Annotated in this window: 17 protein-coding genes and 1 pseudogene; 6 read left to right on the top strand and 12 right to left on the bottom strand. The window is 59.1% G+C overall.

The window, feature by feature from the left end:
* Nucleotides 1–63: 63 nt before the first annotated feature.
* The 11 genes from lpxD to rpsB form a co-directional block, all read right to left on the bottom strand.
* Nucleotides 64–1,119 (bottom strand): UDP-3-O-(3-hydroxymyristoyl)glucosamine N-acyltransferase, encoded by a 1,056-nt coding sequence (gene lpxD, locus G7009_RS06075; RefSeq protein ID WP_181129012.1) that lies wholly within the window; start codon nt 1,117–1,119, stop codon nt 64–66.
* Nucleotide 1,120: 1 nt separating this feature from the next.
* Entirely contained in the window at nt 1,121–1,624 is a 504-nt protein-coding gene (locus G7009_RS06070; RefSeq protein ID WP_181129011.1) for an OmpH family outer membrane protein, read from the bottom strand.
* Nucleotides 1,625–1,668: 44 nt separating this feature from the next.
* Nucleotides 1,669–4,032 (bottom strand): outer membrane protein assembly factor BamA, encoded by a 2,364-nt coding sequence (bamA, locus tag G7009_RS06065; RefSeq protein ID WP_181129010.1) that lies wholly within the window; start codon nt 4,030–4,032, stop codon nt 1,669–1,671.
* Between the two features lie 72 nt (nt 4,033–4,104).
* Entirely contained in the window at nt 4,105–5,457 is a 1,353-nt protein-coding gene (gene rseP / locus G7009_RS06060; RefSeq protein ID WP_181129009.1) for a sigma E protease regulator RseP, read from the bottom strand.
* A gap of 48 nt (nt 5,458–5,505) precedes the next feature.
* Nucleotides 5,506–6,696 carry a 1-deoxy-D-xylulose-5-phosphate reductoisomerase gene (gene ispC, locus G7009_RS06055; protein WP_181129008.1) on the bottom strand — a complete coding sequence of 397 codons (1,191 nt, stop codon included), beginning with the start codon at nt 6,694–6,696 and terminating at the stop codon, nt 5,506–5,508.
* Nucleotides 6,693–7,508 carry a phosphatidate cytidylyltransferase gene (locus tag G7009_RS06050; RefSeq protein ID WP_181129007.1) on the bottom strand — a complete coding sequence of 272 codons (816 nt, stop codon included), beginning with the start codon at nt 7,506–7,508 and terminating at the stop codon, nt 6,693–6,695. Before G7009_RS06050 ends, ispC begins: the two co-directional genes overlap by 4 nt.
* Nucleotides 7,508–8,263: a polyprenyl diphosphate synthase gene (gene uppS, locus G7009_RS06045; protein WP_181129006.1), complete on the bottom strand. Its 756-nt coding sequence runs from the start codon at nt 8,261–8,263 to the stop codon at nt 7,508–7,510. The genes G7009_RS06050 and uppS overlap by 1 nt, the downstream gene beginning before the upstream one ends.
* A 15-nt stretch (nt 8,264–8,278) precedes the next feature.
* Entirely contained in the window at nt 8,279–8,836 is a 558-nt protein-coding gene (gene frr / locus G7009_RS06040; RefSeq protein ID WP_181129005.1) for a ribosome recycling factor, read from the bottom strand.
* A complete protein-coding gene (gene pyrH, locus G7009_RS06035; RefSeq protein WP_181129004.1) occupies nt 8,833–9,576 on the bottom strand; it encodes a UMP kinase in 744 nt (247 codons plus the stop codon). The genes frr and pyrH overlap by 4 nt, the downstream gene beginning before the upstream one ends.
* A 180-nt stretch (nt 9,577–9,756) precedes the next feature.
* Complete coding sequence (gene tsf / locus G7009_RS06030; protein ID WP_181129003.1) at nt 9,757–10,620, bottom strand: translation elongation factor Ts; 864 nt, start codon at nt 10,618–10,620, stop codon at nt 9,757–9,759.
* 184 nt (nt 10,621–10,804) lie between these two features.
* Nucleotides 10,805–11,542: a 30S ribosomal protein S2 gene (rpsB, locus tag G7009_RS06025; RefSeq protein ID WP_181129002.1), complete on the bottom strand. Its 738-nt coding sequence runs from the start codon at nt 11,540–11,542 to the stop codon at nt 10,805–10,807.
* A gap of 342 nt (nt 11,543–11,884) precedes the next feature.
* Here rpsB and map point away from each other — a divergent pair, with 342 nt between their 5' ends.
* The 4 genes from map to G7009_RS06005 all read left to right on the top strand — a co-directional run bounded on the left by map (nt 11,885) and on the right by G7009_RS06005 (nt 17,526).
* The gene (map, locus tag G7009_RS06020; protein ID WP_181129001.1) at nt 11,885–12,667 is read left to right on the top strand and encodes a type I methionyl aminopeptidase; all 783 of its coding nucleotides are present in this window, start codon (nt 11,885–11,887) and stop codon (nt 12,665–12,667) included.
* A 25-nt stretch (nt 12,668–12,692) separates the two neighbouring features.
* Entirely contained in the window at nt 12,693–15,392 is a 2,700-nt protein-coding gene (locus tag G7009_RS06015) for a [protein-PII] uridylyltransferase (protein WP_181129000.1), read from the top strand.
* A gap of 22 nt (nt 15,393–15,414) precedes the next feature.
* Complete coding sequence (gene dapC / locus G7009_RS06010) at nt 15,415–16,608, top strand: succinyldiaminopimelate transaminase (protein WP_181128999.1); 1,194 nt, start codon at nt 15,415–15,417, stop codon at nt 16,606–16,608.
* Between the two features lie 195 nt (nt 16,609–16,803).
* Complete coding sequence (locus tag G7009_RS06005; RefSeq protein WP_181128998.1) at nt 16,804–17,526, top strand: peptidase M12; 723 nt, start codon at nt 16,804–16,806, stop codon at nt 17,524–17,526.
* Nucleotides 17,527–17,533: 7 nt separating this feature from the next.
* Here the strand turns inward: G7009_RS06005 and G7009_RS06000 are convergent.
* Nucleotides 17,534–18,346: pseudogene (locus tag G7009_RS06000) on the bottom strand (Na+/H+ antiporter); the annotation flags it as partial.
* Nucleotides 18,347–18,585: 239 nt separating this feature from the next.
* On the opposite strand from G7009_RS06000, the gene G7009_RS05995 reads away from it, so the two are divergent.
* A complete protein-coding gene (locus tag G7009_RS05995) occupies nt 18,586–20,949 on the top strand; it encodes a hypothetical protein (RefSeq protein WP_181128997.1) in 2,364 nt (787 codons plus the stop codon).
* Nucleotides 20,949–23,003 (top strand): tyrosine-type recombinase/integrase, encoded by a 2,055-nt coding sequence (locus tag G7009_RS05990; protein WP_181128996.1) that lies wholly within the window; start codon nt 20,949–20,951, stop codon nt 23,001–23,003. Before G7009_RS05995 ends, G7009_RS05990 begins: the two co-directional genes overlap by 1 nt.
* Nucleotides 23,004–23,078 lie beyond the last annotated feature (75 nt).

Raw genomic sequence — 23,078 nt, 5'->3', positions numbered from 1 at the left:
GCTCCTTTTGCAGTCCAAAGAGGAGCCAGCTAGCGACAATTCACTCTTGTCCGGAAAATGTTATCAGCCTTCTGATGGAGGCTGGCCGCCTGAGGTCACGGTCTCGACACGTTTTTCCAGTTGCTGGAGACGCTTGGCCATGTCATCGAGCTGGCGAATCCGCGCAGCGCTCTTGCGCCATTCGCCCAAAGGCTGCATGGCCGTGCCGGAGGAATAGGCACCCGGCTCGGTGATCGAACGCGTCACCATGGTCATTCCTGAGACGAACACGTTGTCGCAGACATCGATATGCCCGACCATGCCCACGCCACCGGCAATGGTGCAATGGCTGCCGATACGCGTGCTGCCGGAAATACCCACGCAAGCCGCCATGGCCGTATGGTCGCCGATCTGAACGTTGTGCGCGATCTGAATCTGGTTGTCGAGCTTGGCGCCATTACCGATGCGCGTATCCGACAGGGCGCCCCGGTCGATGGCGGTGTTGACGCCAATTTCGACATCATCACCGATGGTCACGCCGCCGATCTGCGCGATCTTGCGCCATACGCCCTTCTCGTTGGCAAAGCCGAAGCCCTCGCCACCGATCACCGCGCCGGACTGGATCACCACACGCTTGCCGATGGTGACGTCGTGGTACAGGGTGACACGCGGGGCCAACCAGCCGCCGTCGCCGATCACGCTACGGGCGCCCACCACACAGTGAGCGCCGATCGTCACGTCGGCTCCGATCCGCGCCGCGCTTTCGATCACGGCGAACGGGCCGATGCTGGCCGTCGCGTCCACCTGGGCATCTTCGGCTACCACGGCGCTGGGATGAATACCCGCCACAGCCTTGGGCTTGGGATCGAACAGGTGGGAAATGCGCGCATAAGCCAGGTAAGGGTCCGCAACGATGAGCGCATTCCCGGCGAAACCTTCGGCATCGCCAGCCTTGAGCAGCACGGCCGCGGCCTGGGTGCTGTCGAGGTACTTGCGATACTGCGGATTGGCAAGAAAGCTCAACTGCCCCGGCCCAGCCTCCTGCAAGGTGGCCAGGCCAGTGATCGGCAGCGTCTCGGAACCCTGGAGGGTGGCCCCGAGGGTCTCGGCCAATTGGCCGAGCGTCTTGGTCACGGTCATATCAACGGGCTTGGTTCATGCGCTCGATGACCTGGCGGGTGATGTCGTACTGAGGCTTGACATCGATGACCGCGCCACGCTCGAGAACCAGGTCGTAGCCACCCTTCTTGATCACTTCCTCGACAGCGCCGTCCAGCTTGGGCTTGAGCTGCTTGAGCATGTCGCGGTCAGCGACGGCCTTGGCTTCGTTCAGCTCCTTGGACTGGAACTGGAAGTCGCGGGCCTTCTGCTTGAAGTCGAGTTCCAGGCGCTCGCGCTCTTGCTGGACCATCTTGTCGCCGCCCTTCATGATGCGGTCCTGGATGCTCTTGGCGCTGCTTTCGAGGTTCTTCAGCTTGGTCAGCTGGGGGCCAAACTTCTTCTCGGCATCGACTGCGTAGCGCTTGGCCGCGTCCGACTCGAGCAGCGCCATCTGGTAGTTCAGCACGGCAATCTTCATTTCGGCGAAAGCCGGGGTGGCGGCCAGCGCCGTGGCCACGACGGCCAGTTTGATCAACTTACGCACGATGCACTCCTAGAGAATTCGTTGTCATTAACAAGGGGCAGACCTCAGAAGGTCTGGCCCAGGGAGAATTGGAAGACCTGGGTGTCGGCCTCGTCCGGCTTCTTGATCGGCATCGCCAGGCTGAAGCTCAGCGGGCCCAGGGCGGTGATCCAGGTCACGCCGAGACCGACCGAGCTGGCCATGTTGGAGAAGCCGACCTTCGTGCAATCAGGCTGGTCGCCGCAGTTGGTATCGAACACGTTACCCACGTCCCAGAAGACCGAGGTACGCAGCGAGCGCTGGTCCTTGACGAATGGCAGTGGGAACAGGAGTTCGACGCCACCCTGGACAAGGACGTTGCCGCCGAACGGCAGTGGATCCTGGTCCGGGTCTTCGATGGTGCCGGGCCTGTGATTAGGATTGCCTGGACCAGTACTAGGCGTACTGCGCGGCCCAAGGCTGCTGTCCTTGAAACCACGGACCGAGTTGAAGCCACCGGCGTAATAGTTCTCGTAGAACGGCAGACCCGACGTCGAACCGAAGCCGTCGCCATAACCCAATTCCGTGTGCAGACGCAGGGTGTAGTCGTTGCTGATCGGCTTGAACAGCTGGCCACGGTAGTCGAGCTTGAAGAACGACAGGTCGCTACCCGGAGTGGTCACTTCGGCGGTCAGGCTCTGGGAGTGACCACGGGTCGCCAGCACACCTTTGTTCAGAGTCGACTCGGACCAGCCGGCCGATGCCTTGAAGTTGAGGAAGCTGTCGCCTTCCTGATCGAGGAAGTCGAAGATCTCGTTGACCGTGTAACGACCGGTCTTGATTTCGTCCTGCTGCACGTTCAGGCCGAAGGTAAGGCGCGAAGTCTCGCTGATCGGGTAACCGGCGCTGATGCCGGCACCGAGGCTGTCCACCGCGTAGCTGGCCACGTCGACGTCGAGGTCGTCGTAGTCGGTGCTACGGTAGAAGGCGTTGTAGCCCAGGCTGACACCATCGGCGGTGTAGTAGGGGTCGACGAAGCCGAAGTTGTAGCGGGTCTGGTATTCGCTGCGAGTCAGGCCGATGGAGACCTTGTTACCGGTACCCAGGAAGTTGTTCTGGCTGATCGAACCACCGAGGATCAGACCGGCGCTCTGGGCGAAACCGACGCTGGCGGTGATCGAACCGGAAGCCTGCTCCTCGACGCTGTAGTTCACGTCGACCTGGTCATCGGTACCTGGCACCGGCGGCGTCTCGACGTTGGCTTCCTTGAAGAAGCCCAGACGCTCGAGACGGGTCTTGGACTGGTCGATCAGGTAGGTCGATGCCCAGCCACCTTCCATCTGGCGCATCTCGCGACGCAAGACTTCGTCTTCGGTCTTGGTGTTGCCACGGAAGTTGATACGGTTGACGTAGGCACGCTTGCCCGGATCCACCACGAAGGTGATATCGACGGTGTGATCTTCGTCGTTGGCCTGGGGCACGCCGTTGACGTTGGCGAAGGTGTAGCCTTCGTTGCCCAGGCGACGGGTGATCAGCTCGGAGGTGGTCGTCATCACCTTGCGCGAGAACACCTGGCCCGGCTGCACCAGCAGCAGCGACTTGACCTGGTCTTCCGGCACCTTGAGGTCGCCGGACAGTTTCACGTCGCCAATGGAGTACTTCTCGCCTTCGTTGACGTTGACGGTGATGTAGACGTGCTTCTTGTCCGGAGTGATCGACACCTGGGTAGAGGCGATGTCCATGTTGATGTAGCCGCGGTCCAGGTAATAGGAGCGCAGCCGCTCCAGGTCACCGGAGAGTTTCTCGCGGGCATACTTGTCGTCGTTCTTGAAGAACGAAAGCCAGTTGGTGGTCTTCAGCTCGAACAGGCTGGCCAGCTCGTCGTCGTCGAACACGGTGTTGCCGACCACGTTGATATGCTGGATCGCGGCAACGGTGCCTTCGTTGATGTTGATCTTCAGGCCGACCCGGTTGCGTGGCTGCGGGACGACTTCGGCATCGACCTCGGCGGAGTAGCGGCCCTGGGCCACGTATTGACGCTGCAGCTCGTTACGTACGCCTTCGAGCGTGGCGCGCTGGAAGATCTCGCCTTCGGCCAGACCCGATTGTTTCAGGCCCTTCATCAGGTCTTCGGTGCTGATCGCCTTGTTGCCTTCGATCTCGATGCTCGACACCGAAGGGCGCTCGACCACGTTGATGATCAGGACATTGCCATCGCGGTCCAGCTGGATGTCTTGGAAGAACCCGGTCTTGAACAGGGAACGGGTGGACTCCACCAGGCGCCGGTCATCGGCCTCGTCGCCGACGTTGAGCGGCAAGGCGCCGAACACGCTGCCGGCGGATACCCGCTGCAGGCCGTTGACACGAATATCGGAGATGGTGAAGGACTCGGCGTGAACTTCAGCGATCATCAGTGCGGAGAGGACCGCAGTTAGCAGCAGACGTTTCATGAAGTCCTTTTATTCCAACTGGCATTAAACAACCCACCGCGAAAGGGCGGCGGGTTCGCAATAAGCGAAGCGTTAAAGTCGACCCAGATCGTTGATCAGAGCAAGCAACATCACCCCGACGACCAAACTGATACCGATCTGGACCCCCCAACCTTGTACCCGATCCGAGAGCGGACGACCGCGCGCCCACTCGATCAGGTAAAACAGCAAATGCCCCCCATCCAGTACTGGAATGGGCAGCAGGTTAAGAACCCCCAGGCTTATGCTCAGGTAGGCCAGGAAATTCAGGAAATCCCCAACGCCCGACTGGGCTGAAGCGCCCGCCACTTTAGCAATGGTTATCGGTCCGCTCAAGTTTTTTACCGAGAGCTCGCCGAACAGCATTTTCTTGAGGGACTCGAGCGTGAGCACACTCATGTTCCAGGTTCGCGACAGCCCTTGGCCCACGGCTTCGAGCGGGCCATAGCTGACCTCGCGAAGCATCTCGGCAGGCCATTCGATACCTTGCACGCCCGCGCCCAGGTAGCCACCGGCCGCCTTGCCTTCGCCGCGATGCGCCAAGGTCACCGGGACTTCCATGACCTGACCTTCGCGCTCGATACGCAACTGGACCTTGCTGTCGGCCCGGCTGCGGACGCTATCGACCACCTGCTGCCAATCATTCAGGGCAACGCCGTCCAGGGCCAGCAGGCGATCACCAGAGCGCAAGCCCGCGGCGGCGGCCGGCCCCTTCGGATCGATCTGGGCCAACACTGGCGTGATGGCCGGTCGCCAGGGCCTCAGCCCCAGGGACTGAATCGGATCCGGCTCGTCGGCACCGCGCAACCACTGGTCGAGGACCAATTCATGCTGGCGTTCGACGCTGCCACCCTGATCACGGACATTGACCTGTAGGGTACCGCTCTCGCCAAGGCGACGAACGAGCTGCAGATTGACGGCTGACCAACCGTTGGTCGGCTCACCATCGACAGCGATGATCTCCTGGCCAGCCTGCAGGCCTGCCGTAGCGGCAAGACTGCCCGGCTCCACGGCACCGATCACCGGGCGTACCTGTTGCGTGCCCAACATGGCCAGTGCCCAGAAGAACACGATGGCGAGCAGGAAGTTGGCGATGGGGCCCGCGGCCACGATCGCGATACGCTGACCGACCGGCTTACGGTTGAACGATTGATGCGCCAGCGCCGGCGGGACGTCGCCTTCGCGCTCATCGAGCATTTTCACATAGCCGCCAAGCGGGATGGCCGCGACCACGAACTCGGTGCCCTGGCGGTCGTGCCAGCGAAGCAATGGCGTGCCGAAACCTACCGAGAAGCGCAGCACCTTGACGCCACAACGACGCGCCACCCAGAAGTGGCCGAATTCGTGGAAGGTGACCAGCACGCCCAGTGCCACCAGGGTACCGATAATCATGTAGAGCGCAGTCATGTGTTTCTCCGAATGACGTTCAACGGTGCTCGCCGCGGCCCGCCGACCTCAACGGTCGTGGCGGCTCAGCCATTGCCGTGACAGTTCCCGCGCCCGCTGATCGGCGGCGAACACCGCGTCGAGCGTGGCCACCGCCACCACAGGCTCCCGATCGAGCACCTGTTCGATCATACTCGCGATCTCCGGGAAGCGGATGCGCCGCTGGAGAAATGCCTCTACCGCCACCTCGTTGGCTGCATTGAGCACTGCCGGCGCGCTGTTGCCGGCCTCGGCCGCCTGGCGCGCCAGACGCAGGCAAGGGAAGCGTTGCTCGTCCGGCGCCTGGAAATCCAGGCGCGCAATAGCGAACAGGTCGAGAGGCGCCACGCCCGAATCGATTCGCTCGGGCCACGCCAGGGCGTTGGCGATCGGTGTACGCATGTCCGGGTTACCCAGCTGAGCCAGCACCGAACCGTCGACATAGTCGACCAGTGAGTGGATCACGCTTTGCGGGTGCACCACCACTTCCACCTTCGAGGGAGCGGCATCGAACAACCAGCAGGCCTCGATCAGCTCAAGACCCTTGTTCATCATGCTTGCCGAGTCGACGGAAATCTTGCGTCCCATGGACCAGTTGGGATGGGCGCACGCCTGCTCGGGCGTCACACTGTCCAGTGCCTCATGCGACGTTTCGCGGAAGGGACCACCCGAAGCGGTCAAAAGGATACGCCGCACGCCCACCGTGGCCAGACCCCTGGCGTAGTCGCCGGGCAGGCACTGGAAGATCGCGTTGTGCTCGCTGTCGATCGGCAACAGCACGGCGCCACTGCGCCGCACCGCCTGCATGAACAAGGCGCCGGACATTACCAGCGCCTCCTTGTTGGCCAGCAATACCTTCTTGCCCGCCTCGACGGCCGCCAGGGTCGGGCGCAGGCCCGCCGCGCCGACGATGGCAGCCATCACCGCATCGACTTCGGGCGCGGCCGCGATCTGGCACAGACCCGCCTCCCCTTCCAGGACCTCGGTGGCGCTACCGGCATGGCCGAGGCCTTGGCGCAGTTGCGCGGCAGCCCGGGAGTCGGGAACCACGGCGAATACCGGGCAATGGCGCAGGCACAGGGCCAACAGCTCATCGAGCCGCGAATAACCGCTCAGGGCGAAGACTTGGTAACGCTCGGGGTGACGACCGATCACGTCAAGCGTGCTCAAGCCAATGGAACCCGTTGCGCCCAGCACGGTGATCCGTTGCGGGCGACTCACATCACACCCCATTCGGCGGCCCATAGCAGAACGGCGAACAGCGGAATCGCCGCCGTCAGGCTGTCGATGCGATCGAGAACGCCACCATGGCCGGGCAGCAGATTGCTGCTGTCCTTGATCCCCGAACGACGCTTGAACATGCTTTCGGTGAGGTCACCGATGACCGAAGCCATGACCACTACCGCCGCCCCCATCAGGCCAAGCAAGATCTGGCCAATGCTCCAGTCGCGTGACAAAGCCACACCCAGGGTGATCAGCAGGCTCACCAGCAGCCCCCCATAGACCCCTTCCCAACTCTTGCCGGGACTGACCTGCGGCGCCAGCTTGCGCTTGCCGAAGGCACGACCGGAGAAATAGGCGCCGATGTCGGCGGCCCACACCAGCACCATGACGGCCAGGATCAGCCAGTTGCCCAAGGGCCAGTGCTTGAGCAGGACCAGACCCTGCCAGGCCGGCAGAAGGACCAACAAGCCGATCAGCAGGCGACACGCCGCGCTCGACCAGAGCTCGCTGCTGCGCGGATACGTCAGTACCAGCCAGGTCGCCAGCCCCCACCAGATCACGGAGGCGCCCAACACCCATGGCGCCAGGTCGGGCATGAGGTAGAGCAACATCAGCGCGCCAGCGACCACCGCGGCGTAGGCCATGCGCAGGCCCTGCGCCATCAAGCCGGCCAGGCGCGCCCACTCCCAGGCTCCCAGGGTCACGACGAAGCCGATGAACAGGGCGAAATCCCCCCCATTGAGCAGGAAGAACCCAGCCAGTGCGACCGGCAACAGGATCAGCGCGGTAATGATGCGTTGTTTAAGCATTAAGCACGAGCTCCAGCCTCGACCTGCTCGCTAGTCTTACCAAAGCGGCGCTGGCGCGAAGCGAAATCGGCCAGGGCATTGCGCATGGCCTCGTGTTTGAAATCCGGCCAGAAAAGGTCGGAGAAATACAGCTCGGCGTACGCCAGCTGCCACAGCAGGAAATTGCTGATGCGACGTTCGCCACCGGTGCGGATACACAGGTCCGGCAGCGGCAGATCGCCCGTGGACAGGCAGGTCTGCAGCAGACCCGGAGTGATGTCCTCCGGGCGCAGATGGCCTGCCTGCACCTCGCGCGCCAGGCGCTGGGCAGCCTGGGCGATATCCCACTGGCCACCGTAGTTGGCGGCGACCTGCAGGATGAAGCGATTGCTACCGGCAGTCAGGGCTTCGGCTTCGCGCATCGCAGCCTGGAGCTCGGGATGGAAGCGCGAGCGATCGCCGATGATGCGCAAGGAGATGTTGTTCTCGTTGAGCCGCCTGGCTTCGCGCCGCAGGGCGGAGAAGAACAATTCCATCAGGGCACCCACCTCGTCGGCGGGACGCTGCCAGTTCTCGCTGGAGAATGCGAACAGGGTGAGCACCTCGACCTTGGCCTCGGCGCACACCTCGATCACTGCTCGCACCGCATCCACGCCGGCCTTGTGCCCGGCAACGCCAGGCAGCAGGCGACGCTTGGCCCAGCGATTGTTGCCGTCCATGATGATCGCTACATGACGCGGCACCGAATTGGGTGCCGCCAGCTTGGTCTTTTCCATGAAAAAGCCCTGGCCTCAAACGGCCATGAGGTCTTTTTCCTTGGCTTTGACTGCAACTTCGATGTCGGCCACGAATTTGTCAGTCAGCTTCTGGATCTCGTCAGCGGCACGACGTTCTTCGTCTTCGCTGATTTCCTTTTCCTTGACCAGATCCTTGAGCTGGCTCAGTGCGTCGCGACGGATATTGCGCACGGCAATACGACCGTCTTCGGCAGCATCACGTGCCTGCTTGGTGAAGCCCTTGCGGGTTTCCTCGGTTAGCGCGGGCATGGTGATCAGCAGCATCTCACCCAGGTTGGTCGGGTTCAGGTTCAGGCCCGCGCTACCGATCGCCTTGTCGACGGCCGAAAGCATGTTGCGCTCGAAAGCAACGACCTGCAGGGTGCGCGAATCCTTGACGGTGATATTGGCCACTTGCTTGATAGGCGTGTCAGCGCCGTAGTAAGGCACCATCACACCCTCCAGAATGCTCGGGTGGGCAACACCGGTACGGATACGGCTGAACGCGTGCTGGAGCGACTCCAGCGACTTGGTCATGCGCTCAGCAGCATCTTTCTTGATTTCGTTGATCATGCTACGCCTTCCTCGATCAGGGTTCCTTCGGCGCCACCCACCACGATGTTCAGGAGGGCACCAGGCTTGTTCATGTTGAATACCCGCAATGGCATCTTGTGGTCGCGACACAGGCAGATTGCGGTCAGGTCCATCACGCCAAGTTTGCGATCCAGTACTTCATCGTACGTCAGGTGATCGAATTTCTCGGCATGCGGGTCCTTGAACGGATCGGCAGTGTACACACCATCGACCTTGGTCGCCTTCAACACCACGTCGGCATCGATCTCGATGGCGCGCAGGCAGGCAGCAGAATCGGTGGTGAAGAACGGGTTGCCGGTACCGGCGGAGAAAATTACCACATCCCCGGAGTTGAGGTGGCGAATTGCTTTGCGACGATCGTAATGATCGGTGACACCCACCATGGAGATAGCCGACATGACCAGTGCCGGGATGTTCGAGCGCTCCAGGGCGTCGCGCATGGCCAGGGCGTTCATCACGGTGGCCAGCATGCCCATATGATCGCCCGTGACACGATCCATGCCGGCTGCACTGAGCGCCGCACCACGGAACAGGTTGCCACCACCGATCACCAGGCCGACCTGGACCCCGATGCCTACCAGCTGGCCGACTTCCAAGGCCATGCGGTCCAATACTTTCGGGTCGATCCCGAACTCCTCCGAGCCCATCAGGGCCTCGCCGCTAAGTTTGAGCAAAATGCGTTTATAGCGAGGTTGGCGACCACTCACCTGCTGAGCCATTGCGAGTCTCTCCTGCGGCGTTGTAAAGAAAATTCTGCGCGGGCTGCATGCAGCCTGCTAACTGTAGCGTGGCGCTGCTTCAGCGCCAGCGGAGACTGGCCGGACAAACCAGTTTCCGGTTTGACAAAGAGGCTGCGCGCGTGAGCGGGCAGCCTCTTTGGGGCGACAGACAGGTCTGTCTTATTGCTTGGCAGCAGCCAGCTGTGCGGCAACTTCTTCAGCGAAGTTGTCGACTGGCTTCTCGATGCCTTCGCCTACCTTGAAGTAGGTGAAGGAAACGATTTCGGCGCCGGCTTTCTTGGCCAGGTCACCGACCTTGATTTCAGGGTTCTTGACGAACGCCTGCTCGACCAGGCTGGCTTCGGCCAGGAACTTGGAAATACGGCCCTTGACCATGTTTTCCACGATGTTCTCAGGCTTGCCCTTGATCTTTTCTTCGTTCAGGGACAGGAATACGCCCTTCTCGCGCTCGATAGCTTCGGCCGAAACTTCCGACGGCAGCAGGAACTCAGGGTTGCTGGCAGCCACGTGCATGGCGATATCCTTGGCCAGCTCGACGTCGCCACCTTTCAGAACAACGGCGACACCGATCTTGTTACCGTGCAGGTAGGTACCGACAACGTCACCCTCGACGCGCACCAGGCGACGGATGTTGACGTTCTCGCCAACCTTGGCAACCAGCGCTTCACGCGCGGCTTCACGGGAAGCGATCAGCGGCGCGGCGTCGGTCAGCTTGTCGTTGAAAGCCTGCTCGACGCTCTCGGCGACGAAATTCTTGAAGTCGTCTTGCAGAGCCAGGAAGTCGGTCTGCGAGTTGACTTCCAGCAGGACGGCGACCTTGTCGTCGGCCTTGATGGCGATCGCGCCTTCAGCGGCAACGTTGCCCGCTTTCTTGGCAGCCTTGATGGCGCCGGAAGCACGCATATCGTCGATGGCTTTCTCGATGTCGCCGCCAGCCTTGGTCAGGGCTTTCTTGCAGTCCATCATGCCTTCGCCGGTACGCTCGCGCAGTTCTTTGACCAGCGCTGCAGTAATCTCTGCCATTTCAAAATCCTCTTGGAAAGTTTTTCAACCATTCCACCCGCTCGTCACGGGCGTTCAATTCTGGAAACCTACTGTCTTCACGCCAGCGTAACGATCATGCGGCGCCATGCTGACAGGAGGATTTCAAGGTGGCAAAAAGGGGGCCTAGCCCCCTTTTTGCGTACTGAGTAGACGCAGGCGTCAATTACTCAGCAGCGGGCGCCGCCGCTTCTTCAGCGTAGACTTCGGTGCCGCCAGCAACGTTGTTGCGGCCGCGGATGATAGCGTCAGCCATCGAAGTCATGTACAGCTCGATGGCGCGAATGGCGTCGTCGTTACCTGGAATGACGTAGTCAACGCCTTCAGGGCTGCTGTTGGTATCGACAACACCGATCACTGGAATGCCCAACTTGTTGGCTTCGGTGATCGCGATACGCTCGTGATCGACGTCGATCACGAACAGAGCGTCTGGCAGACCGCCCATGTCCTTGATACCACCCAGGCTGCGATCAAGTTTCTCCAGATCGCGCGAACGCATCAGGGCTTCTTTCTTGGTCAGCTTGGTGAAGGTACCGTCTTCGGCCTGGGTTTCCAGATCGCGCAGACGCTTGATCGAGGCGCGGATGGTCTTGTAGTTGGTCAGCATGCCGCCCAACCAGCGGTGATCGACGTACGGCGAGTTGCAACGAGCAGCTTGCTCGGCAACGATCTTGCCGGCGGAACGCTTGGTGCCGACGAACATGATCTTGTTCTTGCCCTGGGCCAGGCGCTCGACGAACGTCAGAGCGTCGTTGAACATCGGCAGGGTTTTTTCCAGGTTGATAATGTGGATCTTGTTGCGCGCGCCGAAAATGTACTTGCCCATTTTCGGGTTCCAGTAACGGGTCTGGTGGCCGAAGTGCACACCGGCCTTCAGCATATCGCGCATGTTGACTTGGGACATGATAGTTCCTTGATAAGTCGGGTTGGGCCTCCACGCGTCCCAATGACCAACCCGCGAATCCGAGATCCGGGGCACCCAGGCCATCGTGCCGACACGTGTGTGGGTTTGTACTTGCGGGGTAGTCCCCGAAAGCGGCGCATTTTATACCACAGAGCGCCGGTAAACGGAACCCGCCCACGCATCGTCCGTCAGGGTCTTTTGCAGCGACTCGGCAAACGGGCCAGAATGGACCCGTCGGACTCGCCGGACAGGCGGCTTTCTCCCCCTGATGGCCACCCTGCTCTGCTAGAATCCGGCCTTTCCGTTTGTTCGCGCCGTCTGCGGCGCTGTAGAGAGCCTGTAATGACCGTAACCATCAAGACCGCAGAAGACATCGAGAAAATGCGCATCGCCGGCCGCCTGGCCGCTGAAGTTCTCGAAATGATCGAGGAACACGTCAAGCCCGGTGTCACCACCGAGGAACTGGACCGTCTGTGCCATGACCATATCGTCAACGTCCAGCAGGCCATCCCGGCACCGCTCAACTACAAGGGCTTCCCCAAGTCGATCTGCACCTCGATCAACCACGTGGTGTGCCATGGCATCCCGGGCGACAAGCCGCTCAAGGATGGCGACACGCTCAACATAGATATCACCGTGATCAAGGACGGCTACCACGGCGATACCAGCCGCATGTTCCATGTCGGCACCGTGGCGCCGTGGGCCGAGCGCCTGTCCCAGGTCACCCAGGAGTGCCTGTACAAGGCGATCGAACTGGTCAGGCCGGGTTGCCGCCTGGGCGACATCGGCGAAGTGATCCAGAAGCACGCCGAGAAGAACGGTTTCACCGTGGTCCGTGAATTCTGCGGCCATGGCATCGGCAAGGTGTTCCACGAAGAGCCGCAGATCCTCCACTACGGCAAGGCGGGTACCGGCATGGAACTCAAGGAGGGCATGACCTTCACCATCGAGCCGATGATCAACCAGGGCAAGGCCGACACCAAGGTCCTGGGCGACGGCTGGACGGCCATCACCAAGGATCGCAAGCTCTCTGCCCAGTGGGAGCACACCCTGGTGGTGACCGCCGATGGCTACGAGATCTTCACCCTGCGCAAGGACGACACCATCGCGCGCACGTCGGCCTGACGCACACTCTAGTAGGAACGCTTCGATGCCCCAGGTGGATCCCGATCTGTTCGACCGCGGCCAGTTCCAGGCGGAACTGGCGCTCAAGGCAAGCCCCATCGCCGCCTTCAAGAAGGCCATTCGCCAAGCGGGAGACGTGCTCGACCGGCGCTTTCGCGAGGGTCGTGACATCCGTCGGCTGATCGAGGACCGCGCCTGGTTCGTCGACAACATCCTGCAGCAGGCCTGGAACCAGTTCGACTGGCCCGACACGACGGGCATCGCCCTGGTCGCCGTGGGCGGTTATGGCCGCGGCGAGCTGCATCCGCATTCGGACATCGACCTGCTGATCCTCCTGGACAAGGCCGAGCACGAGCGGTATCGCGAGCGGATCGAGCGCCTCCTGACCCTGCTCTGGGACATCGGCCTGGAGGTCGGCCAGAGCGTGCGCAGCGTCGAGGAGTGCGCCGAACAGGCGCGCGCCGATCTGACGATCATCACCAACATGATGGAAAGCCGCACCATCGCAGGCCCGGAAAGCCTGCGCCAGCGCATGCTGGAAGTCACCGGCACGCAGCACATGTGGCCGAGCAAGGAATTCTTCCTGGCCAAGCGCGCCGAACTCAAGGCCCGCCATCACAAGTACAACGACACCGAGTACAACCTGGAACCCAACGTCAAGGGCTCCCCCGGCGGCCTGCGCGATATCCAGACGGTGCTGTGGGTCGCAAGGCGTCAATACGGCACCCTCAACCTGCATGCCCTGGCCGGCGAAGGCTTCCTGCTGGAAAGCGAGAACGAGCTGCTGGCCTCCTCCCAGGCGTTCCTGTGGAAAGTCCGTTATGCCTTGCACATGCTGGCGGGGCGCGCCGAGGATCGTCTGCTGTTCGATCATCAGCGCAGCATCGCCGGGCTGCTCGGCTTCACCGACGAGAACCCCAAGCGCGCCATCGAGCAGTTCATGCAGCAGTACTACCGGGTGGTGATGAGCATCAGCCAGTTGTGCGACCTGATCATCCAGCATTTCGAGGAAGTCATCCTCGCCGACGACAACGGCAGCACGCAGCCACTCAATGCGCGGTTCCGCCTGCATGACGGCTATATCGAGGCGGTCAGCCCGAACGTGTTCAAGCGCACGCCGTTCGCCATGCTGGAGATCTTCGTGCTGATGGCCCAGCACCCCGAGATCAAGGGCGTACGGGCCGATACGGTGCGACTGCTGCGCGAGCATCGCCACCTGATCGACGACAGCTTCCGTAACGATATCCGCAACACCAGCCTGTTCATCGAGCTGTTCAAGTGCGAGATCGGCATTCACCGCAATCTGCGGCGCATGAACCGCTACGGCATCCTCGGGCGCTACCTGCCGGAGTTCGGCCTGATCGTCGGGCAGATGCAGCACGACCTGTTCCATATCTATACGGTCGATGCGCACACCCTCAACCTCATCAAGCACCTGCGCAAGCTGCAATACACGCCGGTCTCGGAGAAATTCCCGCTGGCCAGCAAGCTCATGGGCCGCCTGCCCAAGCCCGAGCTGATATATCTCGCCGGCCTCTATCACGACATCGGCAAAGGTCGCCAGGGCGATCACTCGGAACTCGGCGCGGTGGATGCGCAGGCCTTCTGCAAGCGACACCAGTTGCCGACCTGGGACAGTCGCCTGATCGTCTGGCTGGTACAGAACCACCTGATGATGTCGACCACGGCGCAACGCAAGGACCTCTCCGATCCCCAGGTGATCAACGACTTCGCCCTGCTGGTCGGTGACGAGATCCGCCTGGACTACCTCTATGTGCTGACGGTGGCCGATATCAACGCTACCAACCCCAGCCTCTGGAACTCCTGGCGCGCGAGCCTGCTGCGCCAGCTCTACAGCGAGACCAAGCGGGCCTTGCGCCGCGGCCTGGAGAACCCGCTGGACCGCGAGGAGCAGATCCGCCAGACCCAGGTCGCGGCGCTGGACACCTTGATTCGCGAGGGCACCGACCCTGATGACGTCGAGCAGCTGTGGTCGCAGCTGGGCGATGACTACTTCCTGCGCCATACCGCCGCCGACGTCGCCTGGCACACCGATGCCATCCTCCAGCAGCCGGCCGACGGCGGCCCACTGGTGCTGATCAAGGAAACCACCCAGCGTGAATTCGAGGGCGGCACGCAGATCTTCATCTATGCGCCGGACCAGCACGACTTCTTCGCCGTGACCGTGGCCGCGATGTCGCAGCTCAACCTGAACATCCACGACGCCCGCATCATCACCTCGAGCAGCCAGTTCACCCTCGACACCTATATCGTCCTGGACAACGATGGCGGCTCCATCGGGGATAATCCGCAGCGCGTCAAGCAGATCCGCGACGGCCTGACCGACGCCTTGCGCAACCCCGAAGACTACCCGACCATCATCCAGCGCCGGGTGCCGCGCCAGCTCAAGCACTTCACCTTCGCGCCGCAAGTGACCATCCACAACGACGCCCAACGCCCGGTGACCATTCTCGAGCTGACCGCGCCTGACCGACCAGGCCTGCTGGCGCGGATCGGCAGGATCTTTCTCGAATTCGACCTGTCGCTGCAGAATGCCAAGATCGCCACCCTGGGCGAACGCGTGGAAGACGTGTTCTTCATCACCGACGCCGATAACCAGCCGCTGTCCGATCCGCAGTTGTGCACCCGCCTGCAGGAGACGATCGTCCAGCAGTTGCAGGCCGGCCAGGCCAGCGATGCCAGCCCTACCCGTGTGAACTTCTAATGATTGACGAGACCTCGCGCCGATGAACCATGCCTTGACCCAGCTGCAGCCCTACCCGTTCGAGAAACTCCGCGCCCTGCTGGGCAGCGTGAAGCCGGCGCCCGACAAACGTGCCATCGCCCTGTCGATCGGCGAGCCCAAGCATGAATCGCCCGCGTTCGTTGCCAAGGCCCTGGCCGACAACCTCGACAAGTTGGCCGTCTACCCTAGCACCCTGGGCCTGCCCGCCCTGCGCCAGACGATCGCCCAATGGTGCGAACAGCGCTTCGGCGTGCCGTCCGGGTGGCTGGACGCCGACCGTCATATCCTGCCGGTCAATGGCACCCGCGAGGCCTTGTTCGCGTTCACCCAGGCAGTGGTCAATCGCGCCGATGACGGCCTGGTGGTCAGCCCCAACCCCTTCTATCAGATCTACGAAGGCGCTGCCGTGCTCGCTGGCGCCACGCCGCATTATCTGCCCTGCCTGGAAAGCAACGGTTTCAATCCGGACTTCGAGGCGGTGCCGGTCGAGATCTGGAAACGCTGCCAGATCCTCTTCCTCTGCTCGCCGGGCAACCCGACCGGCGCCTTGGTGCCGCTGGATACCCTGAAGAAGCTGATCGCCCTGGCCGACGAACACGACTTCGTGATCGCCGCCGACGAGTGCTACAGCGAGCTGTACTTCGACGAGGATAACGCGCCGGCCGGGCTGCTCACCGCTTGCGCCGAACTGGACCGCAGCGACTTCAAGCGCTGCGTGGTCTTCCACAGCCTGTCCAAGCGCTCAAACCTGCCCGGCCTGCGCTCGGGGTTCGTGGCCGGCGATGCCGAGATCATCAAGCCGTTCCTGCTATACCGCACCTACCACGGTTGCGCCATGCCGGTGCAGACCCAGCTGGCCAGCATCGCCGCCTGGCAGGACGAGGCTCACGTGCGCGACAATCGCGACCAGTATCGCGCGAAGTTCGATGAAGTCCTGGCTATCCTCCAGCCGGTTCTCGATGTGCAGCGGCCAGATGGCAGCTTCTACCTCTGGGCCAAGGTGCCAGGTGACGACGCGGAGTTCACCCGCGGCCTGTTCGAGAGCGAGCATGTGACGGTGGTGCCCGGCTCGTACCTGTCGCGCGAGGTCGATGGCGTCAACCCGGGAGCCGGACGCGTGCGCATGGCGCTGGTCGCTCCGCTGTCGGAGTGCATCGAAGCAGCGCAGCGGATCCGCAACTACCTCGAAGGCTGATCAAGTCAGCGACGTTGGCCTGGCCAGGGGTCGTGCATGCTTCGAAAGCGGCACGAGGTCCTGGCAGCGGTTTCATGCGTCAGTGCCGATGGCCCGCCTGGGCGGCACGCCCAGGATCCACGTCAGCAATATGTAACGCCGCCCTCTTCACGCGTCGAATCACCCTCCTGGCTCAATCGAACAGGAGTGAAACGCATGCTCGACCTGATGATCTGCCATTGTCCCAGGACCATCGAACCCCGACTCGCCTATGAGATGGCCCTGCAGGAAAACCCGGCCAATGCCCCTCAGACGCCAGGTACTCGGCGCAAGCGTTCGGTGGCGTATTTCGACAAGTTCTGGGCGCCGGGGCGGACCCTGCGCATCTCGTTTACCAACGAACCGGAGCCATCTCTCAAGGACGCCGTCTTCAACGCTGCCTGCCAATGGCTGCCGTACGTCAACCTCGACTTCGTCCTGGTCGATGACGACTTCGACAGCGAGATCAAGATCCATACAGGCGGCAGCCCGCTCGTCAATTACTCGGTATTCGGCACGGATGCGCTGACGAGCGCGGGCGCTTCCATGGTACTGGGGGTGACTCCCGACATGGACGATTTCGAGCGAACGGTCATCCACGAGTTCGGCCATGCGCTCGGGGCAGAGCACGAGCACCAGCACCCCGCCGCCGATATTCCCTGGGACATTCCGAAGGTCTACGCCCACTATGCCGTCAAAGGGCACTCAAAGGAGGTGGTCGATGAGGCCGTGCTGTCCAAGGTCGTCGGTGCAAGCATCAGAAAGACTCCTTACGACCGTCATTCGATCATGCACTACCCCGTCCCGCAGGAATTGACCCTCGGCGACTGGGAAATCGGCGTCAACGACCGGATCAGCGACAAGGACAAGGCTTTCATGCGCCTGGCCTACCCGCGCTGACACCCTCTCATTTGCGCTGACCGAGATTCGCCTCGCTCATGTCCAGTTCCGCCAGCACCTGACGCACGACTTCATCACCGATCAGGTGCTGGCGATGCAGGTTGTACAATTCCAGCCGTTGGGCTCTCAGCGCGTGCAGGCGCAAGCGGCGCTCCAACTGGTCCATCTGCGCCGCCAGCGCTTGCGCTTCGGCGCTGCCGTCGTAGCTTTCCAGCTCGTCACGATACTCGGCCATCAGCCGCGCTTTCAGCTCGGTCGCCATGATCGCCTGAGTGGCGTCCTGCGGTGCCTTGGCATCGACCACCTCTTCGGCTTCCAGCGCATGGATCGCCGCTTCGGCGGTTTGCCGCCATGCATCCTTGATTTCCTGTTGCAGACGATCGTCCTGGCTGTTGTTGACGCCACGCAGAAGGAGCGGCAGCGATATGCACGCACTGATCAGTGAGAGCAGGATGACTCCTGCGGCGATGAAGATCAGCAGATCGCGCTCCGGGAACGCTTCGCCCGCGCCTATCAGCAGCGGTACCGACATGACGCCGGCCAGGGTCACCGCGCCGCGCACGCCACCCAGGGTCAGCAGCCAGCAGGACCGAGCGGTGGGCAGCAGCACCAGCGCCGGGCGACCGCGCCAGCGCCGGACCACACCGATCGCGCGCCAGATGCTTTGCACCCAGATGAAGCGCAGCAGTACCAGCGTCGCGAAGATGGCGACCACTTCCAGGCAACGCCAGGCCAAAGCCGGCCATAGCGTGGGTTCATGGCTGACCACCGCCTTGACGATGTCGGGCAGTTGCAACCCCAGCAGCAGGAAGATCAGCCCTTAGTTTTGTTTTCTAACTCTTGTAAACCCACTGAGATAGTTTAGCATCTGAGAAATGTAAACCTATGGGGAGTGAGCGGTGATGGATGTGATCGGGGGATCTTTGCGGGCTGCTAGCCCAGCGGCGTCTGGTGAAGCGGTAGCCGTCGACGGAACGATGCGTTCACTCCCGGCCAAAGGTGATGTGAAAAATTTGAGTAAGGGCCACCCCAATTGGCTGACCTACAGCGAGGCTCATTGTGATTGAGCCAAAAGGGCTTGCGCCGAAACCAGATGACGACCTGGGCACCTTCCTCGACACCTCCGCACCAACGGAACGCTCCAAATTGCCCCATGACGAGACCAGCGAACCTATTTCTTCCGTCCAAGCGGACGTCCGGGTGAATGAGTCTCCCCAGAACGAAGCAGACGTCGTAGCTCAACTGCCTATCCATGCGGTGAATACATCCACTGGTGTAGCTGTTGTTTGTAGCTATATGGATCATCCGAGCTGGGATCCGACTGCGAATATTTGCTTAAGCTTCCATTACATTATGGTGATGTGCGCCCCGACCCGGGTTTCTGCATGGGCATTCCAATTAAGATTGGCAATTGTCTATTTTCTAGACTTCATGTCCCTATACAACTCTAAACATGCCCCTTCGCTGCACATTCGCCACCTTAAGGATATTACTCCAAGCCTATTCAAGAGCTTCATCAAACATTTGAATAAGATCGGCAAGGGAGCGATTCATGCTTCTAAGCTGAAGTCATGCATTCAAATCGCTTCGAGAGAAACCGGGGTCATCCCAAATGTGGATTTGCCGAAAGTCAGGCTAGATCGTAGATCTGATACTGAACCACTGTCGGAAGACGGCGTGGCCACGCTAACCACGACCACTAAGACAATCGTCGATTCACTTCGAGAAATGATCGCACGAAGAGCTATTATCGACGAGGTCGCCCCGTATACGCTGGAAGAATTGCAGGATCAGTGGATTTGCCGGCTGTCTACACAAGATATATTCACCTGGTACAAATATCGACTACTAAATGATTTGCCTATTCCGAAGGCTCAGCTGATGGTGAGATTAGCCAAATGTTCAGATCCTGAAATAATAGTCATCTCGGAACAGCCAGATTTTCTTGAGCGCTTTACTGAACTCTATAAAACGGCAGGCACAGCAGTTACCATACCGCCGGATTACAATCCCCATCCGTCAAGTACTGCTGGATGGTGGAACACCAACCTTGAGCCCTACCGGGTAGTCAAGACATTTATCACATACGGCTACCCGCTTAACTTCAAACGGGAGAGCCTTGCCATCGAGTACAGCAGCGCCTATCTTTTCAATTATGACGATCTAACTGATCCTGTGAAAATGATAATTCACAAGTTAGCGTACGTTCGAAACAAATTTAACGATAAGTGGAGTAAAACTAAAGGTCAAATGCTGTCAGTGGATGAGCACATGGCGCTCTACTATCCTACCTCAGCGGACATTGCGGGACTTGTTTTATTCATGATGCTTCAGGCTGGCTGGAACAAGGAAACCGTCACTGACATCGACCAAAACAATTATCTGCACGGCCTTACTTCAAGTATCGAAGAGAACATAAAGTTAATCTTTTCAGAGAAGAATAGAGGCCAAGGCGGGGACTTACCATATCTTTCACCAAAACAGATCCTATCGACATCAGACAGCGAAAATCCGTACTCACTATACAATCTGATTTTGTTATCAAAAGACGTATCAGCTCCGCTTGCCGCCTACGTATCACACTTGATAGATCCCACCCGTAATCGGCCGGTCAATAATATGTTTGCATTCCTAAGGCCGCTAAATGCATGGGCACGAGCTGAAGGCCAAGCTGTGGGTGCAATTGATTACGGCGGTGACTTTCCTACCGCTGTGAATCAAATCCTGTCTAAACACATAGTTACCGATAACGGAGAGAGAATAACCAGTGCAAATAATTTAACAGGTCGGTTACGCTCGACATGGCTCTACTACAATGCTGAACATACGCCATACGCGTTTCTTTCTCAAATGATGGGGCACGAATCGCGCGATACTACAGATGAGTCATACGACAACTCTCCAGTCGCACGGGCCAAGCGCGCAAAACGTCTACGGTCAGCGCTTGAGCGAGTAGTTGAGCTACTCCGAGCGAGGAAGTTCCAAGGCTTGCTGTGCAAACAGGCAAGCGCTATAGCCAACGCCGATCTGAGCATTATCCACTTGCCTTACTTCGAGAGGGCTCTATGGGCATGCAGTGATCGCAGTAATCCAGATTGGCCAGGAGCAATAAAGTTGCAGCAGGGCATCAAATGCGAAGCGTTCGAGCATTGCATTTTTTGCAGCAAGCTACGTATTTTAGAGGACTCACTTCCGTTCCTGATCGAGCGGCTCTCTCACATCGATGAACTTCTGCGTGATCGTGCCTATGCCGAATTTGGGTCACAGCTTGAAGCTGAACAACAAGAGATTGAGCTCATCCTAGATAATTGGAATGATGAGGATGCAATTCAGGACGCTATACGGTACCGCGCCGCGAACTCTCCACTGTTGCCTCGCGAAATGCGCGACCTCAAACTTATTTTCAGGACTGGTGAGCTGTAATGACTAACGAAGAATACGCGCATTCACTTCTCGATGAGTTTGAGGCAGACGTGCGTGACTCAGCGGAGCAAGAGCTAGAAAGTCTGTTGTTGGACACTGCAGAAGATTTCAAGACGCACGGGAGTGAACTCCTCGAAAAGCTACATGCATCTGGTGGGGACTTTCCTGTTTCCCCTTCGTCATGCTACCTGGATAGGTTGTGGAAACTAGACACCCCTCGATTCGCGGACGTCGTCTCCATCCATTTCAATCATTCAGTTCCTGGCGCCAACGACCTAAAGCGAGCTCTTTCATTCTATTTGCTTCCTGAAAACTCTCTTTTGCAAGGAATCACCAGCAATAAATCCACACTCACCTACTGTAATGACTTTAGCTCCCTCGAGAAGCACTTGCTCTTGGACAATCACCTGGAGATCAACGCCCAAACACTTGATCTCATAAGTTCAAGGTTAATCACTGAAGCACTTGATAGAGCTAAAAGCACCAATATTCCATTTCAGTATTTTGGACTATACCGAATTGTAAAGCTATGGATAATTCTATCCGATAAAGAGCTTATCCCTGAAGGGCTTCGCATCAAAGTCCCCCTTGATAAAATTGATAGCCCTGAACGTAAGACAGACCTCATGAATACCATGAGGGGCACATACCAGACTTGGGTATCTTTCTCCGAGAGTGACTTGGCGCACCTTATGGAGTATGCGTTATTCTGGATTGAAAAAGCTGCGCCGAAACTCTCGCTTCTGGAACCACATATCAACGCAGTTCTAAAAGCAAACCAAAATGGCAAGATTACACGCTCAAAAATCGATGAAGATCTTGAGAATTCTTTTCGTGTTGTAGTAGACGGCCGCACCGTAATGGAGTTGAACAGGACAAAAACCAGTCATCAACGAGCTGGTAACAATTGGTCGTATACATGGAAAACAAACTGGTATACAGCACTGGATCACGTTAGGAATGCTATCTTTATAATGATTGCGCTGATTAGTGGCGCCCGGGCGTCCGAGCTAGCGCCTCTAAGTATTAATGACATTACCAACGACAACTCCGAAGGCACCGGTAACTTTTGGCTTCGTATCGTACGATATAAAACTGCGAATGACCCAAACTACAACGGGGAGATCGAATATTTGCCGCTACCCGGCTTTATTGCGCAGAGTGCTATCGCGTACAGTAATCTTCGCAACATAGGTCGTAAAAGCGAACGGCACTGGCTATTTCGCAGCAATGCGAGCACGAAGATGCCAAATGAGATTCAGCAGTTTACACCTCAAATCCTGAACCATATTGTCAAACAGCTCAGAGAGTTTCTACCCATAGAGCGATTGCATGTCCATCGCTTTCGCAAAACCATTGCAGAGATTTTGATCAACCAAGATGAGCGAAATATCGACCTCATCCGAGCCCTTTTTGGCCACAAAACCTTCAAAATGACGATGCAATATATCGCACGTAATCCCGCGATGGTAAGGACTGTGGCGTTGACCATCGAGACTTCTTTCACAGAAGAACTCAAGGAAATTATCGCTGCCATCCGTGAAGGCTCTTACTCAGGTCAAGCTGCAATTCGAATATCAGAACAAATGGCGGCGAAGCCCGATGACTTCGAAGGCCGGCGCATCCCCATTTCAATCTTTGATTACGTGTCAAATCTATTGGCGGGTGGAAAACCATTGTTCATCAAACGGACGGCCGTTGGAACGTACTGCGTAACTGCTGAGCAGTTTCGCTCTGACAACCTTCCACCATGCATCCAAGGGCGTGACTTCGGCGACGCTGCCCCCAAGCCAGACCCCTCCAATTGCCACTACGACTGCAGGAAAATTGTGGTAGTAGGCAAAGCGCGAACCGCCCTAACTGACAATATCAAGTTTTATCAAAGGATCCTTGACAACACCGCAGTGACCTTGCCCGCTCAAACAAGAGATGCGATTCTCAACAAAATCAAGTCCTATAAGTTTCACTTAGACAATCTAACACTTGGCAATTTTCACGTCCACAACTCCGACTTCGATGACACACAACAGATTATCGACACTTTGCAAGTTTAATTTGCCCAGCCGAGGTATGTTATGAGCTCAGAAACACGCAATAGAATAATTGAAATAATAATAGATCACCACTAT

It is taken from the genome of Pseudomonas capeferrum, from assembly GCF_013523055.1.
GTDB lineage: Bacteria > Pseudomonadota > Gammaproteobacteria > Pseudomonadales > Pseudomonadaceae > Aquipseudomonas > Aquipseudomonas capeferrum_A.
Note: the sequence above shows the minus strand (reverse complement) of the source record. Positions and strands in the feature narration are given on the sequence as shown.